Annotated in this window: 16 protein-coding genes; 10 read left to right on the top strand and 6 right to left on the bottom strand. The window is 71.0% G+C overall.

The window, feature by feature from the left end; translation table 11 throughout:
• Window positions 1-4 precede the first annotated feature (4 nt).
• On the bottom strand, window positions 5-655 hold the full coding sequence (locus tag ACZ6JT_RS15380) for an AIM24 family protein (RefSeq protein WP_030708193.1): 651 nt from the start codon (window positions 653-655) through the stop codon (window positions 5-7).
• Window positions 655-1,293: an AIM24 family protein gene (locus ACZ6JT_RS15375; RefSeq protein ID WP_030009698.1), complete on the bottom strand. Its 639-nt coding sequence runs from the start codon at window positions 1,291-1,293 to the stop codon at window positions 655-657. Before ACZ6JT_RS15375 ends, ACZ6JT_RS15380 begins: the two co-directional genes overlap by 1 nt.
• A gap of 187 nt (window positions 1,294-1,480) precedes the next feature.
• On the opposite strand from ACZ6JT_RS15375, the gene ACZ6JT_RS15370 reads away from it, so the two are divergent.
• Window positions 1,481-1,825: a DUF3817 domain-containing protein gene (locus tag ACZ6JT_RS15370; protein ID WP_469210083.1), complete on the top strand. Its 345-nt coding sequence runs from the start codon at window positions 1,481-1,483 to the stop codon at window positions 1,823-1,825.
• Entirely contained in the window at window positions 1,822-2,118 is a 297-nt protein-coding gene (locus tag ACZ6JT_RS15365; protein WP_469210081.1) for an MTH1187 family thiamine-binding protein, read from the top strand. Before ACZ6JT_RS15370 ends, ACZ6JT_RS15365 begins: the two co-directional genes overlap by 4 nt.
• Before the next feature lie 162 nt (window positions 2,119-2,280).
• Here ACZ6JT_RS15365 and ACZ6JT_RS15360 read toward each other — a convergent pair whose 3' ends face one another.
• Complete coding sequence (locus tag ACZ6JT_RS15360; RefSeq protein ID WP_469210079.1) at window positions 2,281-3,300, bottom strand: glycoside hydrolase family 6 protein; 1,020 nt, start codon at window positions 3,298-3,300, stop codon at window positions 2,281-2,283.
• 71 nt (window positions 3,301-3,371) lie between these two features.
• Window positions 3,372-4,370, bottom strand: a complete 999-nt coding sequence (locus tag ACZ6JT_RS15355; protein ID WP_469210077.1) for an ArsR/SmtB family transcription factor — start codon at window positions 4,368-4,370, stop codon at window positions 3,372-3,374.
• 92 nt (window positions 4,371-4,462) lie between these two features.
• On the opposite strand from ACZ6JT_RS15355, the gene ACZ6JT_RS15350 reads away from it, so the two are divergent.
• The 4 genes from ACZ6JT_RS15350 to ACZ6JT_RS15335 all read left to right on the top strand — a co-directional run bounded on the left by ACZ6JT_RS15350 (window position 4,463) and on the right by ACZ6JT_RS15335 (window position 8,455).
• Complete coding sequence (locus tag ACZ6JT_RS15350) at window positions 4,463-5,719, top strand: MFS transporter (RefSeq protein ID WP_469210075.1); 1,257 nt, start codon at window positions 4,463-4,465, stop codon at window positions 5,717-5,719.
• A gap of 21 nt (window positions 5,720-5,740) precedes the next feature.
• The gene (locus ACZ6JT_RS15345; RefSeq protein WP_388824463.1) at window positions 5,741-6,250 is read left to right on the top strand and encodes a MarR family winged helix-turn-helix transcriptional regulator; all 510 of its coding nucleotides are present in this window, start codon (window positions 5,741-5,743) and stop codon (window positions 6,248-6,250) included.
• 87 nt (window positions 6,251-6,337) lie between these two features.
• Window positions 6,338-6,667 (top strand): DUF3817 domain-containing protein, encoded by a 330-nt coding sequence (locus ACZ6JT_RS15340; RefSeq protein ID WP_376612770.1) that lies wholly within the window; start codon window positions 6,338-6,340, stop codon window positions 6,665-6,667.
• Between the two features lie 87 nt (window positions 6,668-6,754).
• The gene (locus ACZ6JT_RS15335; protein ID WP_469210073.1) at window positions 6,755-8,455 is read left to right on the top strand and encodes an acyl-CoA mutase large subunit family protein; all 1,701 of its coding nucleotides are present in this window, start codon (window positions 6,755-6,757) and stop codon (window positions 8,453-8,455) included.
• 78 nt (window positions 8,456-8,533) lie between these two features.
• Here the strand turns inward: ACZ6JT_RS15335 and ACZ6JT_RS15330 are convergent, their stop codons facing one another.
• On the bottom strand, window positions 8,534-9,154 hold the full coding sequence (locus ACZ6JT_RS15330; RefSeq protein WP_469210070.1) for a TetR/AcrR family transcriptional regulator: 621 nt from the start codon (window positions 9,152-9,154) through the stop codon (window positions 8,534-8,536).
• A 272-nt stretch (window positions 9,155-9,426) separates the two neighbouring features.
• On the opposite strand from ACZ6JT_RS15330, the gene ACZ6JT_RS15325 reads away from it, so the two are divergent.
• The 4 genes from ACZ6JT_RS15325 (at window position 9,427) to ACZ6JT_RS15310 (ending at window position 13,611) form a co-directional block, all read left to right on the top strand.
• The gene (locus ACZ6JT_RS15325) at window positions 9,427-10,431 is read left to right on the top strand and encodes a tetratricopeptide repeat protein (RefSeq protein ID WP_469210068.1); all 1,005 of its coding nucleotides are present in this window, start codon (window positions 9,427-9,429) and stop codon (window positions 10,429-10,431) included.
• A gap of 593 nt (window positions 10,432-11,024) precedes the next feature.
• Window positions 11,025-11,663 (top strand): DUF6230 family protein, encoded by a 639-nt coding sequence (locus ACZ6JT_RS15320; protein ID WP_361754984.1) that lies wholly within the window; start codon window positions 11,025-11,027, stop codon window positions 11,661-11,663.
• Between the two features lie 105 nt (window positions 11,664-11,768).
• A complete protein-coding gene (locus tag ACZ6JT_RS15315) occupies window positions 11,769-12,344 on the top strand; it encodes a DUF6114 domain-containing protein (protein ID WP_469210066.1) in 576 nt (191 codons plus the stop codon).
• Window positions 12,334-13,611: a hypothetical protein gene (locus ACZ6JT_RS15310; protein WP_469210065.1), complete on the top strand. Its 1,278-nt coding sequence runs from the start codon at window positions 12,334-12,336 to the stop codon at window positions 13,609-13,611. The genes ACZ6JT_RS15315 and ACZ6JT_RS15310 overlap by 11 nt, the downstream gene beginning before the upstream one ends.
• Before the next feature lie 169 nt (window positions 13,612-13,780).
• Here ACZ6JT_RS15310 and pyk read toward each other — a convergent pair whose 3' ends face one another.
• Entirely contained in the window at window positions 13,781-15,214 is a 1,434-nt protein-coding gene (gene pyk, locus ACZ6JT_RS15305) for a pyruvate kinase (RefSeq protein WP_469210063.1), read from the bottom strand.
• Between the last annotated feature and the right edge of the window lie 37 nt (window positions 15,215-15,251).

Here is a 15,251-nt window from a genome sequence, read left to right as displayed (position 1 = left end):
AAGTTCACAGCTTCTCCTCGGAGGCCTGTACGTACACCGCGCCCTGGCCGGAGAGTTCCAGCTGGAACGCCTCGCCCGAGCCGCGGCCCACCATGTCCCGCCAGCCCAGCGCGGTGGAGAGCTTGTTGCGTACGTCGCCGTGGTGGGCGACGTACGCCTGCGGGTCCACGTGGATCGGGCGCTGAGGGGTGATGGGGAGTTCGATGACCCCGCCGTGGGCCATCACGGCGACCGAGCCGTGGCCCTTGAGGGTGGTGGTGAACAGACCCTGGCCGGTCACCTGACCGCGGACCATGCCCATGACGCCGCCCTGGGAGCCCATGAACATCGTGCCCTGCTGCAGGGTGCCGTCGAAGGCCAGCAGCCGGTCCGCCTCGACGTACAGGGTCTCGCCGGTCAGGTTGATCACCTGGATGTGGTGGCCGCCGTGGCCGAACATCACGGTGCCGCTGCCCTCGACCGTCATCAGCGGGGTCTGCTCGTTCGCCACCCGGCGCCCGATCATGCCCATGACCCCGCCCTGACCGCCCGTCAGGCTCGGGGTGAAGGAGACCTCGCCGCGGTACGCGAGCATGGCGCCGCGCTGGCTGAACATCTTCTGGCCCGGCACGACCTGCGCCTCGACCATCTTCGAGTTGATCTCGCGGAACGGCATCAGATGTCGCCCCCGACGGTGTTGCGCTCGCTCGGCTGCACGTACACCAGGCCCTCGCCCTCGAAGCGGATCTGGAACGCCTCGCCGGAACCCTCGCCGATCAGCGTGCGGAAGTTCACACCGGACTGGAAGGACTGCTGGAGGTTGCCGGTGTGCGCGATGTACGCCCCCGGGTCGACGGAGAGCGGGTACTGGGCGCTCACGCGCAGCACCACCGCCGGACCGTCGGACATGATGGCCGCCTGGCCGGAGCCCTCGACGGTCGTGGTGAAGAGACCGTTGCCCGTCGTCGCACCGCGCAGCCCGGTGAAGGTGGTGCCGGTCCGCAGACCGGCGTCGGTGCACAGCAGGTTGCTGGACTCGACGTAGAGCTTCTCGCCGCGCAGATTGACCAGATTGATCTCGCTGGCGCGGTCGGCGAAGAAGCAGGTGCCGTGCCCCTGTACCTCCATCACCGTCATCTGTTCGCCGGTCAGCCGGCGGGTCACCATGCCGCGGAGGCCTTCGCCACCGCCGGTCATCTTCTTGAAGGCCATCTGCCCGTCGTACGCGACCATGGAGCCGTTCTTCGCTTTCACGGCATCCCCGGTCAGGTCGACGGCCAGCACCTTGCTGCCTTGGAGTCGGAACTGAGCCACGGGAAGACGTTATCGGCAGCGGGCGAACCCGAACAGGGCCCCGTGGCCGATATATGCCACACCTGGTCGATAACGGGGCGATGCCGGGGCGATCCGGGTCCGCCGCGGAGGGGAGGGGCCGGGTCAAGATCCCGCAAAGCGGCTGAGACACTGGAGCCGACCCAGGCCTCCACCCCGAAGGTTGAACGTGGACATCAAGACCGCCTCCGCCCTGCACCGTCTGCGACTCATCTCCGTTCCGGAGGCGCTGTCGTTCCCGGCCCTGCTGATCTTCGGCTCCGTGCTGAGCCGGATCTCGGACATCGACTACCTGATGATGCCGCTCGGCGCCATCCACGGGATCCTGTTCCTCGCCTACCTGGTCCTCCTGATCGACGTCTGGACCAAGGCGAAGTGGCCGGTGAAGAGGGTCCTGCTGTTCTTCGGCCTCTCGCTGGTGCCCTTCGGCGGGCTGTACGGCGACAAGCTGCTCAAGCGGGAAGAGGCCGACAGTGTGATGGCGGCCCGCGCGCGACAGGTGGCCGGCGCGTGATCGTCGCGTTCTCGGTGACGCCGCTGGGGGTCGGGGAAGAGGTCGGCGAGTACGTCGCCGACGCGGTTCGGGTGGTCCGCGAGTCCGGTCTGCCGAACCGTACGGACGCGATGTTCACGACGATCGAGGGCGAGTGGTCGGAAGTCATGGATGTGGTCCGGCGTGCCGTGGCCGCGGTCGAGGAGCGGGCGCCGCGGGTGTCCTTCATCCTCAAGGCCGACATCCGGCCCGGGGTGAGCGACGGGATCACCTCGAAGGTGGAGACGGTGGAGCGGCACCTGGCCGGGGGCTGAGGCGCCCGGCTGCCGTATGTCATTGGCCTCCCGGCCGGGGGCGCCTTTGCGTGTGCGAGCGGTAGTGGGGCCCGGGCTGCGCCCGGCTTCCTGGGGCTCCGCCCCGGACCCCGCGCCTCAGACGCCGGCGGGGCTGGATTTGGCGCGGCGGGGCTGGAATTGCTACTCCTTGGCTCGGCGGGCCAGGCCCAGGGCGTACGTCGGCCACCAGGCGCCGGCTTTGGGGCCGCCGTGGCAGGGGCCGTCGGACTCGCCCGGGGGTTTGATCCACAGGTACGCGTCGACGAGCGGGTCGGCCGTGCGGTCGGTCGGCGGGGTTCCGAGGGCGCGCCCCGGCGGGTTGCACGAGGCCTGGGCGGGGTCGCCCGGCAGCGGGCCGTCGCCGTTGCGGCCGGTGTCGATGACGAAGTGTCTGTTCCCGGTCCGCTCGGAGATCCTGGCGCCGTACGCCCGCGCGGCCGCGTCGGGCTGGAAGCCGGCGACGTTGACGGCGAAGCCGTCCGCGTGCTTCAGGCCCGCCTTGGTGAGGGGCGTCACGAGGTCCGTCGGGTTCTTGACCGAGGCCGGACCGCCCGCGTCCAGGTAGACCTTGGTGTTCCGGTTCCGCTTGAGCCGGTCCACGGCCTCGGAGAGCAACCGGTAGCGCTCCTCGCGGTCTTCGGCCCGGGTGCAGCCGTCGAGGGTGTGCGCGAGGGCACCCGGCTCCAGGATGACGACGGCCTTGGCGGTCCCGATGCCGTCGGCGAAGGCGCCGATCCACTTGCGGTACGCCTGGGCGTTCGCGGCGCCGCCGGCCCGCGGCTGCCCGCAGTCGCGGTACGGGACGTTGTGCGCGGCGAGCAGCAGGGTCCGCCCGGCCGCCCGCGCCCCCGCCCCGGCCCGGCGGATCTCGGGCCCGGGGTCACCGCCCGGCGCCCACAGGGCCCTCGGCCGGTCCGCGATCCTGCGCAGCACCTCGGCGTCGCTGGTGCGGCCGGCCGCCTCCCAGGCGGCGACCTGCCGGGCCGCCTCGCTCTGCGGGTCCACCCAGTACGGGGACTCGGCGGCGGGCGCGCCCGGCGCGGCGGCCGCGGGCGGCCCCGGAGCGGGCGCCGGCCCGCCCGAGCAGGCCGGGGCGGCGGCGAGCAGCGCGAGGAGGCCGAGGACGGAGTGGAGGCGGCGGCTGGGGGCGGCGGAGGGCATCCGGCTTCCTCGGGACGAAGGGTCGGGCAGCGGACCGGGATATCGTGACATAACGGTCAGTTGCCGTCCCCTTACGACACCGTGGGGTCGCCGCTCGCGAGGGCGATGGCCAGCGGGGTGCGCTCGTAGCGCACCTGGTGGCCGTGGCGGGCGGAGATGAGCAGGCCCGCCGCGTGCAGGGTGCCGAGATGCGCCGAGACCGTGGAGGGGGCCAGGCCGAGCCGGTGGGCCAGTGCCGTGGTGGAGGACGGTTCGTCCAGCGCGCACAGCACGTCGGCGCGGGCCCGCCCCAGCAGGCGGGCGAGCGCGGCCGGGGTGTCCTCCCGTACCGGGGTCCACAGGGCGCCGATCCCGCGGGCCGGGTAGACCACGGTCGGCTGCCAGGGCGGGTCGAAGCCGCCCGCGATCTGCGGCCAGACGAAGGCGCTCGGCATGAGAACGAGGCCCTGGCCGCCGAGGACGCGTTCGTGGTGCGACGGCCGCTCGATGGTCAGGGTGAGGGAGGCGGCGTCCCACGAGAGGTCGGGGTGCAGGCCGTCGAAGAGCGACTCCAGGCCGCCGGCCGCGAGGCGGCGCGTGTGGAAGAGGACGTCGGCCTCCAGCAGGGCCCGCAGGCGCGGCCAGTGCGGCTCGACCAGGACGCTCCAGGCCCGTTCGATCAGATCGGCCAGCTCCTGCACCGACCGCGCCGGATCGGCGAGCAGGGCCCGCCCCGCTTCGCTGTCGAGCGCGCCCGGCGTGCAGGCCAGGGCCTTGCGCATGTCCTCGCGCGCCGCGGCTGGATCGGCCGCGCGGATCAGCGCGAGCTCCTCCTCGAAGGTGACGCCGGGGCCGCTCGGCGGCGGGCTGATGAAGTCCGTGCTGTGCCCCCGGCGGGGCATCAGCAGCCACAGCGGCCGCAGGTCCAGCCCGTCGGCGGCGGCCCGGATCCGCCGCAGCCAGGGCAGGTGGTAGCCCTGCCGGTCCGGGCGGTTCAGGGTGCGCACGGCCTCCTGGGTCTCCCACGCGGGCGACAGCGCGAACCGGCACCGCAGCAGGTCACGGTGCCCGAAACGATGGTGCAGACCCATCCCGTCCCCCTTTCCCCTGTGTACGTCGCCTCAATATTCGGCTACGGACGAATCTCTGGGGCGCGGCGGCCCCGGTGCGGACGCTGGATCCCATGCCAGCCGACACCCAGGCGCCCGCGCGGTCCACGCCGTCACCGGGCTACCGCTCCGTCTTCCGGACTCGGGAGTTCCGCCCGGTCTTCGCCGCCCACCTGATGTCCGTACTCGGCGTCGTCGTCGCCGAGATCTCCCTCACCGTGCTCGTCTACCGCGCCACCGGCTCACCCCTGATGAGCGCGCTCACCTTCGCCCTCGGCTTCCTCCCGTACGCCCTCGGCGGCACGCTGCTCGCCGGGATCGCCGACCGCCACCCCGCCCGGCGGGTGCTCGTCGCGTGCGACCTGCTCTGCGCGGCCTGCGCGGCGGCCATGATCCTGCCGGGCACCCCGGTCGCCGTGCTCCTCGCCCTGCGCTGCGCGATGGCCTTCGTGGCGCCGCTCTTCCAGGGCACGCGCAACGCCTCCCTCGCCGACGTCCTCGGCCCCGGCGACACCTTCGTCCTGGGCCGCTCGCTGATGCGCATGGTGGCCCAGAGCGCCCAGCTCGTCGGCTTCGGCCTCGGCGGACTGCTGCTCACCGTGCTCGCGCCGCGCGGGGCCATCGCCCTCACCGCCGCCGGATTCCTCGGTTCGGCGCTGCTGCTGCGGCTGGGCACCCGCAGCCGGCCCGCCCGTACGAGCACCCGTACCTCCCCCCTCGCCGGACTGCGCGCCGTCCTCGGCCTGCGCCGGCTGCGCGCGCTCACCCTGCTCTTCTGGCTGCCGCCCGTCTTCCTCGTGGTGCCGGAGGCGCTGCTCGCCCCCTACGTCGACGGCATCGGCGAAGGCACCGCGGTCCTCGGGCTGCTGATGTGCGCGATGCCCGTCGGCACCATCGCCGGCGAACTCTGGGCGGGCTCCGCCCTCACCGCCCGAACGCGATCGCGGATCGTGGCCCCGCTCGCCGCCGCCGGTCTGCTGCCGCTCCTGCTGTTCGCGGGCCGGCCGGGCGTGCCCCTCCTGCTGGCCGCGCTGCTGCTCGCCGGCCTGGCCCACGCCTACACCCTCGGACTGGACCAGTGGTACGTCGACGCGGTGCCCGAGGATATGCGCGGGCGGGCGATGACCCTGCTCAGCACCGGCCTGATGACCCTCCAGGGCGTGGGCATGGCCCTGGCAGGTCTGGCCGCCGAGTTCCTGCCCGTCCACGCGGTCGTCACCGGTTCCGCAATCCTCGGCACGGCCGTCGTCCTGCTGCTCCTCGCCGAACTCCGGGCCGCCGCCCGGCAGGAGGGGGGACTGAAGGATGAGACGGCCCCCGCCGCGAAGTGACCTCCCGGTAGGGTCGGTGACGTGCCCAAGCCGCTCAGCCTTCCCTTCGACCCCATCGCCCGCGCCGACGAGCTCTGGCAGCAGCGCTGGGGGCCCGTGCCCTCGATGGCCGCGATCACCTCGATCATGCGCGCGCACCAGATCCTGCTCGGCGAGGTCGACGCCGTGGTCAAGCCGTACGGCCTGACCTTCGCGCGGTACGAGGCCCTGGTGCTGCTCACCTTCTCCAAGGCCGGGGAGCTGCCGATGTCGAAGATCGGCGAGCGTCTGATGGTCCACCCGACCTCGGTGACGAACACCGTGGACCGGCTGGTGCGGTCCGGGCTGGTGGACAAGCGGCCCAACCCGAACGACGGCCGCGGCACCCTCGCCTCCATCACGGAGAAGGGCCGCGAAGTGGTCGAGGCGGCCACGAAGGACCTGATGGCGATCGACTTCGGCCTCGGCGCCTACGACGCCGAGGAGTGCGCGGAGATCTTCGCGCTGCTGCGTCCGCTGCGGGTGGCCGCCGCGGACTTCGAGGAGTCCTGAGGCGGACCCCGGGCGGCCCCCGGGCCCGCCCCGCGATCACCGGGGCCGCGTCAAGATCGAGCAAAACGGACGGTTAGGCTCGTCCGCATGAAACGAAGCGTGCTGACCCGCTACCGCGTCATGGCCTACGTGACCGCGGTCATGCTCCTGATCCTCTGTGCCTGCATGGTGGCGAAGTACGGCTTCGACACCGGCGCCGGCCTGACCTTCGCGGTCTCGCAGGCCCACGGCGTCCTCTTCATGATCTATCTGGTCTTCGCCTTCGACCTGGGCTCCAAGGCCAAGTGGTCCTTCGGCAAGCTCCTCTGGGTGCTCGTGTCGGGCACGATTCCGCTGGCCGCGTTCTTCGTCGAGCGCAAGGTCCGCGCCGAGGTGGAACCGCTGGTCAGCGACTCGCTGGCGACCGCCGAGGCCTGAGACGAGGCGAGCGTCACCCACCCCCGGGGCGGGTCCCCGGGGGTTTCCCATCGACATTTACTAGGACGTCCTAGTAAATTCATGGGTATGGACGCAGACGCCATCGAGGAGGGCCGCCGCCGCTGGCAGGCCCGGTACGACAAGGCCCGCAAGCGCGAGGCCGATTTCACGACGCTCTCCGGAGATGACGTCGACCCCGTCTACGGGCCCCGGCCCGGGGACGCGTACGAGGGGTTCGAGCGCATCGGCTGGCCCGGGGAGTACCCGTACACCCGGGGGCTGCACGCCACCGGCTACCGGGGGCGGACCTGGACCATCCGGCAGTTCGCCGGGTTCGGCAACGCCGAGCAGACCAACGAGCGCTACAAGATGATCCTGGCCGCCGGCGGCGGCGGGCTCTCCGTGGCCTTCGACATGCCGACCCTCATGGGGCGCGACTCCGACGACCCCCGCTCGCTGGGCGAGGTCGGGCACTGCGGGGTCGCCATCGACTCCGCCTCCGACATGGAGATCCTGTTCAAGGACATCCCGCTGGGTGACGTCACGACCTCGATGACGATCTCGGGCCCCGCCGTGCCCGCCTTCTGCATGTACCTGGTCGCCGCCGAGCGGCAGGGCGTGGACCCCGCCGTGCTCAACGGCACGCTCCAGACCGACATCTTCAAGGAGTACATCGCCCAGAAGGAGTGGCTCTTCGAACCCGAGCCGCACCTGCGCCTCATCGGCGACCTCATGGAGTACTGCACGAAGGGCATCCCGGCCTACAAGCCGCTGTCCGTCTCGGGCTACCACATCCGCGAGGCCGGGGCCACGGCCGCGCAGGAGCTCGCCTACACCCTCGCCGACGGGTTCGGGTACGTGGAGCTCGGCCTCTCCCGCGGCATGGACGTGGACGCCTTCGCGCCCGGCCTGTCCTTCTTCTTCGACGCGCACCTCGACTTCTTCGAGGAGATCGCCAAGTTCCGCGCCGCCCGCCGCATCTGGGCGCGCTGGATGAAGGAGGTCTACGGCGCGAAGAGCGAGAAGTCGATGTGGCTGCGCTTCCACACCCAGACCGCCGGTGTCTCCCTGACCGCGCAGCAGCCGTACAACAACGTCGTGCGCACCGCCGTGGAAGCCCTCGCGGCCGTCCTCGGCGGCACCAACTCCCTGCACACCAACGCCCTCGACGAGACCCTCGCCCTGCCGAGCGAGCAGGCCGCCGAGATCGCCCTGCGCACCCAGCAGGTGCTGATGGAGGAGACCGGCGTCGCCAACGTGGCGGACCCGCTGGGCGGTTCCTGGTTCGTGGAGCAGCTCACCGACCGCATCGAGGCCGACGCGGAGAAGATCTTCGAGCAGATCAAGGAGCGCGGCCTGCGCGCCCACCCGGACGGGAAGCACCCGATCGGGCCGATCACCTCGGGCATCCTGCGCGGCATTGAGGACGGCTGGTTCACCGGGGAGATCGCCGAGTCGGCCTTCCAGTACCAGCGGTCGCTGGAGAAGGGCGACAAGCGGGTCGTCGGCGTCAACGTCCACCACGGGTCGGTCACCGGGGACCTGGAGATCCTCCGGGTCAGCCACGAGGTGGAGACCGTCCAGGTGCGGGAGCTGACGGCGCGCAAGGCCCGGCGCGACGACGCCAGGGTCACCGCCTCCCTGAAGGCCATGCTCGACGCCGCCCGGGACGGGTCGAACATGATCCCGGCCATGCTGGACGCGGTGCGGGCCGAGGCCACGCTGGGCGAGATCTGCAACGTCCTGCGCGACGAGTGGGGCACCTACACGGAGCCGCCGGGCTTCTGATCCCCGCCCCTGCCGCACGGTGTGAAAACGGCCGGCCGCGGTGCCCCTTACGGGCGCCGCGGCCGGCCGTTTCGCCGCTCAGGCCGCGGCGGGGCCGCGCAGGCCGTGCATCAGGAGGGCCGTGAAGGTGGCCACCCAGAGTTCGTCCACCGGTTCGGAGCTCACCAGGGCGCGGTGCACCACCGTGCCCGCGATCACGTCGAAGATGAGGTCCGTGGTGCGGTCCGCGAGGGACTCGTCCTCCTCGTACGGGAGTTCGCCGCGGGCCTGCGCCCGTTCGCGGCCCAGTACGACGAGACGTTTCTGCCGGTCCACGATCGCCGACCGGATCCGGTCGCGCAGGGCCTCGTCGCGGGTGGACTCGGCGACGACCGCCATCAGGGCCGTACGGGCCTCCGGGCGCCGCAGCAGCGCCGCGAACTGCAGGACGACGTTCTCGATGTCGGCTTCGAGGGAGCCCCGGTCCGGGAGTTCGAGCGCGTCGAAGAGCTCCGCCACCGCGTCCACGACCAGCTCGTTCTTGCCCGCCCAGCGGCGGTAGAGGGTGGTCTTGGCGACCCCCGCGCGGGCCGACACGTCGCCCATCGTCAGCTTCGACCAGCCCAGCTCGACCAGCGCGTCCCGCGTCGCGGCGAGGATGGCGGTGTCCGCGGCGACGCTGCGGGGACGACCGGTGCGGCCGGGGCTGGGGTTGCGCATGGCCGAGACCATACCCGCCGGTAGCCGACGCGGCCGCTGTGGTTCAGATCACGGGACGCGAAACACCCCGGACGGCCGCCGGGGGAGTTACGCTACGGCTCGTAGCGTAAGAGCGACAACCACGCGAAGGGCTACAGGCGCCAGGTGGGGACCCGGCGCCGATCAGCACCACGACCAGTATCGAACCAGCACCACGATCGCGACGAACCGCCGGCACGGCCAATTCACGCGATCTTTTTCGTCGGCGCGCGCACACGGGGGAGGATGTACGCATGCAGCCCAGAAACATGTCCATGAGCGGCGTCGTCGACCTCGCCGCGGTGAAGGCGGCCGGCGAGGCCAAGGCCAAGGCCGAGCAGGCCCGCGCCGAAGCGGCACGCCAGGCCGGCCAGGGTGGCGGGGCGGGCCCCTCCGCCGGCGCGGTGCCGCCGTCCGCGCTCGTCATCGACGTAGACGAGGCCGGTTTTGAACGCGATGTGCTCCAGCTCTCCGCCGAGGTCCCGGTCGTCCTGGACTTCTGGGCCGAGTGGTGCGAGCCGTGCAAGCAGCTCAGCCCGCTGCTGGAGCGTCTGACCGTCGAGGCGAACGGCCGCCTCGTGCTGGCCAAGGTCGACGTCGACGCCAACCAGATGCTGATGCAGCAGTTCCAGATCCAGGGCATCCCGGCTGTCTTCGCCGTCGTCGCCGGTCAGGTGCTGCCGCTCTTCCAGGGCGTGGCCCCCGAGCAGCAGATCCGCGAGACCCTGGCCCAGCTGGTGGAGGTCGCCGAGCAGCGCTTCGGGATCATCGGCATCGAGGTGGACCCGAACGCGGAAGGCGCCGCTCCGGCCGCCGCCGACGAGGCCGAGGCCCCGGCCGGCCCGTACGACGCCCTGCTGGAGGCGGCCGTCGTCGCGCTGGACGCCGGTGACCTGGCCGGCGCGGTGCAGGCGTACAAGAACGTGCTCGTGGACGACCCGGCCAACACCGAGGCCAAGCTGGGTCTGGCCCAGGCCGAGCTCCTCGCCCGCGTCCAGCACATGAACCCGCAGGCGGTGCGTACCGCGGCGGCCGAGAACCCGAAGGACCCGGCGGCCCAGATCGCGGCGGCCGACCTCGACCTGGTCGGCGGTCACGTGGAGGACGCGTTCGGGCGCCTGGTGGACACCGTGCGCGTCACGTTCGGTGACGACCGGGACGCGGTGCGGCTGCGGCTGCTGGAGCTGTTCGAGGTCATCGGCGCCGACGACCCGCGGGTGTCCACGGCGCGCACGGCGCTCGCGCGGGTGCTCTTCTAGGCCCGATCCGAGCCGATCCGGCCCGCTCCGGGCGGCCGACGATTTGTTGACACATAGCTAAACAGCGGCCGCGCTTTGCCAAAACTTGGTAATCGCGGCCGCTGTTACTCGCAGTAAATCGAACCCCGTGAACTGTCCGGTGTGTTCACCATTCCGCCGTTCTGTCGTGGCCCTGGGTAACACCCTGCGTTGCTGCCCGACCCCGGCAGGTCGTACTCAGGTTATCTGGCCGTTACCCGCCAGTAACGAACCCCCTTGTGCCCCGGCCGGGAATGGACCACGATCGGCGACGCTCGGTCCTTCCCGCAGAGCCGCTCACTCGGAGCCGCGGTGAAGGGTCCCCACCGAGCCGGCCTGTGGCAGTGGCACCGGCCGTGGGACAGGGGGGTCTCTGCCACACCGGCGGGGCCTGTCCTCCAGGTTGCGCGAACGCGTGGCCCAGTGGTTGTCGCTCGGGGGTGATCGCCGGTGTTTCGGACGTGGCACAGCCGCGGCCCGGCCGCCTGCGCTCCTTCCCGAGGACGTAGCACTTCTCCCATCCCAGGACGGGCACGGCCCGGACCGGAGATGTACGTCCGAGAAGGAGGAACGAAATGAGTTCTCAGGTTCGTGGCGGGACCAGATGGAAGCGCTTCGCGCTCGTCATGGTGCCGAGCATCGCGGCTACGGCCGCGGTCGGTGTGGGTCTGGCGCAGGGTGCCCTCGCGGCGTCGTTCAGCGTCTCCGGCCAGGACTTCAAGGTCTCGGCCGACAAGCTTGACGGTGACAACCTCATTCAGTACGGCGGTATCGCCGAGGGGCATGACCTCAAGGGCAATGCGCAGCACCACCCGGTCACCATCTCCGGGTTCAGCCACGCCGAGATCACCAACATGTGCCAGTCGCTGGTGACCCCGACGCCGCTGGGCAACATCACGCTGCAGCTGCGCACCGGCCACAAGGGCAAGCCGGCCGTCGCCGACAACATCTACCTGGATGTCGCCGAGCTCGACACCGACGCCGAGTTCAAGAACCTGGACATCGGCGTCGCAGTCGGCGACCCGAGCCACAAGACCAAGCCGCAGGCCGGCACGGTCGCCAGCCCGTACGCGTTCTCGCAGCGCGCCGACAAGGCGATCCTGACGAACGTGCGCCAGAAGGCGTGGGCGACGACGGCGGGAACCTTCAAGCTTCCCGACCTGAAGCTGCGCCTGCTCGGCGGCGACCAGCCGTGCTACCAGGACGCGAACTGATCCGTCCAGGCGAGTGACCGGAGGGGCGGTCGGCGGTGCACGTCGCCGCCCGCCCGTCCGGGCTCCACAGATCTCCGTACCACCGTTTCCAGGGAGCTGTTGTCCATGAACCCCCAGGCCCCGGTTTATGTTCGTGCTGAAGACGACGCCTGGCTCACCGTGGCGTGGTACCACTTCCACGCCTGGCGCGGGCGCCGTCCCTTCTGGGCCGGTCTGTTCACGTTCGTCAGCGGCTTCCCCATCGCGTACTTCCCGTACGCGGACCTCCGGCTCGGCAACCTCAGCCTCGCGATGGCCACCACCGGCGGCGCCGGGGCACTGATCATCGGTGTACTGCTGATCACGCTGGGCCTGGCCCTCTGGTTCCAGCAGGCCATCCGGGTCTTCGCCGGCGTCGCCTCGATCCTGCTGGCCCTGGTCTCGCTGCCGGTGTCCAACCTCGGCGGCTTCGGACTGGGCTTCGTGCCCGCCCTGATCGGCGGCGCGCTCGCGCTGTCCTGGTCCCCCGGGCAGCCGGCGGACGAGGAGCCGGCCGAACAGCGCCAGGACGCACTGGACATGGGCAAGGCGGAGGCGATGGCGGGACCCCAGGGCCTCCCGGGACAGCGCGAAACGGAAATGCCGGCACACGCGAGCGAGACGACTGCCCACGCCGATGGCGGGAGGAACAGTGCGGGGTGACGAGACGCAGCGGGGCGTGGCCCCAGGCGCAGAGTCCCGTGAGACCAAGGGGCCGCGCCACGCGGCGCCCAGGAAGTCGCTGCTGAACAAGATCCAGATACCCGTCGGCAAGACGATGGCGCTCGCGGCGATGCCGACGGCCGTGTTCGTCGGGATGGGCATGGCGCCGAAGCTCGCCGTGGCCGACGACAAGGAGATCCCCTTCGCGCCCGGCCCGTGCGTCACGCGGTCCGACGAACCCGCGGAGTCCGCGTCGAAGTCGCCGTCCCCCACGCCGTCGACGACGCCCTCGGCGAGCACCTCGCCCGGCGCGACGCCCTCGCCGTCCGCGTCGGCGGCGGCGAAGCCGAAGCCGAAGGCGAGTGCCTCGCCGTCGGCGACCCAGCCCCCGGCGAAGCAGGAGACGGCCCCGGCCGCCACCCCGACGCCGACCAAGAGCACGAACCCGCTGGATCCGCTGGGCGTCGGCGACGCGCTCAAGGGCCTCGTCGACGAGCTCGGCCGGCCCCTCAAGGACGGCCTGCCGAAGACGACCCCGACGCCCACCCCCACGCCCTCCACGACCGCCAAGCCGACCCCGGACCCGGCCGCGGACGCGATCCGGGACGCGGCGAAGCAGGCGGGCGTCGACGTCACGGAGCTGTCCGACGAGGTCAAGGACACCGCGAAGACCCCGAAGGACGAGACGGGCAAGGCGGGCGAGCGCGAGAACAAGGACAAGGACAAGGACAAGGACGAGGCCGAGCCCGAGGAGTCGAAGGACCCGGACGGGAAGCAACCCTTCCCCTGCCCGACCTACGACGCCAAGGCGCTGGCCGACGCCGAGCTGGAGCAGGGCATCCCGCTCCTGCCGGACGAGCCCTGGTACCTCGACAGCTCGCTGCTGACCCTCTACGGCCTGGACTACCACGGCATCGTCGAGGTGAAGACGGGCAGCGGCAAGATCAAGAAGGTGCTGAAGTTCACCGCGGACTCGCTGGACATCAAGGACCTGTACCAGACGGTTGGCAAGGACGGGAAGATCGCCCACCTGAAGTCCCGTCCGGGCTCCACGTCCAAGATCCGCGGCGGCACGGTGACGATGTACACCGAGAGCCTCAAGGGGAACCTGTTCGGACTGATCCCGATCGAGTTCACTCCGAACAGCCCGCCGCCCCTGAACGTCCCCTTCGCGTTCTTCACGAACGTCAAGGTCGTCCAGGCCGGCCAGTTCGGCGGCACCCTGACCGTCCCGGGCCTGAAGAACTACATCGGCCCGCCGGAGTAGTCCCGTACGACGGCCCCCACCCGGAACACGGTCACCTGGAAACACGGTCACCTGGAAACACGGTCACCCGGAGACACACCGAGGGCGGCACCCCGGATCCCGATCGGATCCGCGGTGCCGCCCTCGGTCTCTGTGCGGCAGAGTCCAGGCTTCAGGCGGTGCGGCGGCGTCAGTCGCGGCGGGCGTCGCCGCCCAGGTGGTGGACCCGGACCATGTTGGTCGTGCCCGGGACGCCGGGGGGCGAGCCGGCGGTGATGACCACGGTGTCGCCGTCGTTGTAGCGGCCGAGCTTGAGCAGCTCGCCGTCCACCAGGTCGACCATCGCGTCGGTGTTGTCCACGTGCGGGACGACGTACGACTCGACGCCCCAGCTCAGCGAGAGCTGGTTGCGGGTGTTCACGTCCGTGGTGAAGGCCAGGATCGGCTGCGTGGAGCGGTAGCGCGACAGGCGGCGGGCGGTGTCCCCGGACTGGGTGAAGGCGATGAGCGCCCGCCCGTCGAGGAACTCCGCGATCTCGCAGGCCGCGCGGGCGACGGAGCCGCCCTGGGTACGGGGCTTCTTGCCCGGGACCAGGGGCTGGAGGCCCTTGGAGAGGAGCTCCTCCTCGGCCGCCGTGACGATCTTCGACATCGTCTTGACGGTCTCGATCGGGTAGGCACCCACCGAGGACTCGGCGGACAGCATGACCGCGTCCGCGCCGTCCAGGATCGCGTTGGCGACGTCGGAGGCCTCGGCGCGGGTCGGTCGGGAGTTGGTGATCATCGACTCCATCATCTGGGTCGCGACGATCACCGGCTTTGCGTTGCGGCGGCACATCTCGATGAGCCGCTTCTGGACCATCGGGACCTTCTCGAGCGGGTACTCGACGGCCAGGTCGCCGCGGGCCACCATGACCGCGTCGAAGGCGTCGACCACGGCCGCCATGTTCTCGACGGCCTGCGGCTTCTCCACCTTGGCGATGACGGGGACCCGGCGGCCCTCCTCGTCCATGACCTTGTGGACGTCCTTGACGTCGTTGGCGTCGCGGACGAAGGACAGGGCGACCATGTCGCAGCCCATCCGCAGGGCGAAGCGGAGGTCGTCGACGTCCTTCTCCGACAGGGCGGGGACGTTCACGGCGGCACCCGGCAGGTTGATGCCCTTGTGGTCCGAGATGACACCGCCCTCGATGACGATGGTGCGGACCCGGGGGCCCTCGACCTCGGTCACCCGGAGCTCGACGTTGCCGTCGTTGATCAGGATCTGGTCACCCTTGGCGACGTCGCCCGGGAGACCCTTGTAGGTGGTGCCGCAGATGGACTTGTCGCCCGGGACGTCCTCGGTGGTGATGGTGAACTCGTCACCGCGCACCAGCTCGACGGGACCCTCGGCGAAGGTCTCCAGACGGATCTTCGGGCCCTGGAGATCGGCGAGGACGCCGACGGCGCGCCCGGTGTCCTCGGAGACCTGCCGGACGCGGTCGTACCGCTCCTGGTGTTCTGCCTGGGATCCGTGGCTGAAGTTGAATCGGGCCACGTTCATACCTGCCTCGATGAGCGCTTTCAGCTGCTCATACGAGTCGACGGCGGGGCCCAGCGTGCAGACGATTTTGGAACGGCGCATGACTGGATCCTATCGGTTTGTTTCGCAGCGGAATATT

The sequence above is a fragment of the Streptomyces sp. NPDC046308 genome, from assembly GCF_055588065.1.
The sequence above is the reverse complement of the archived record's forward strand: the minus strand, read 5'-3'. Positions and strand labels throughout refer to the sequence as shown.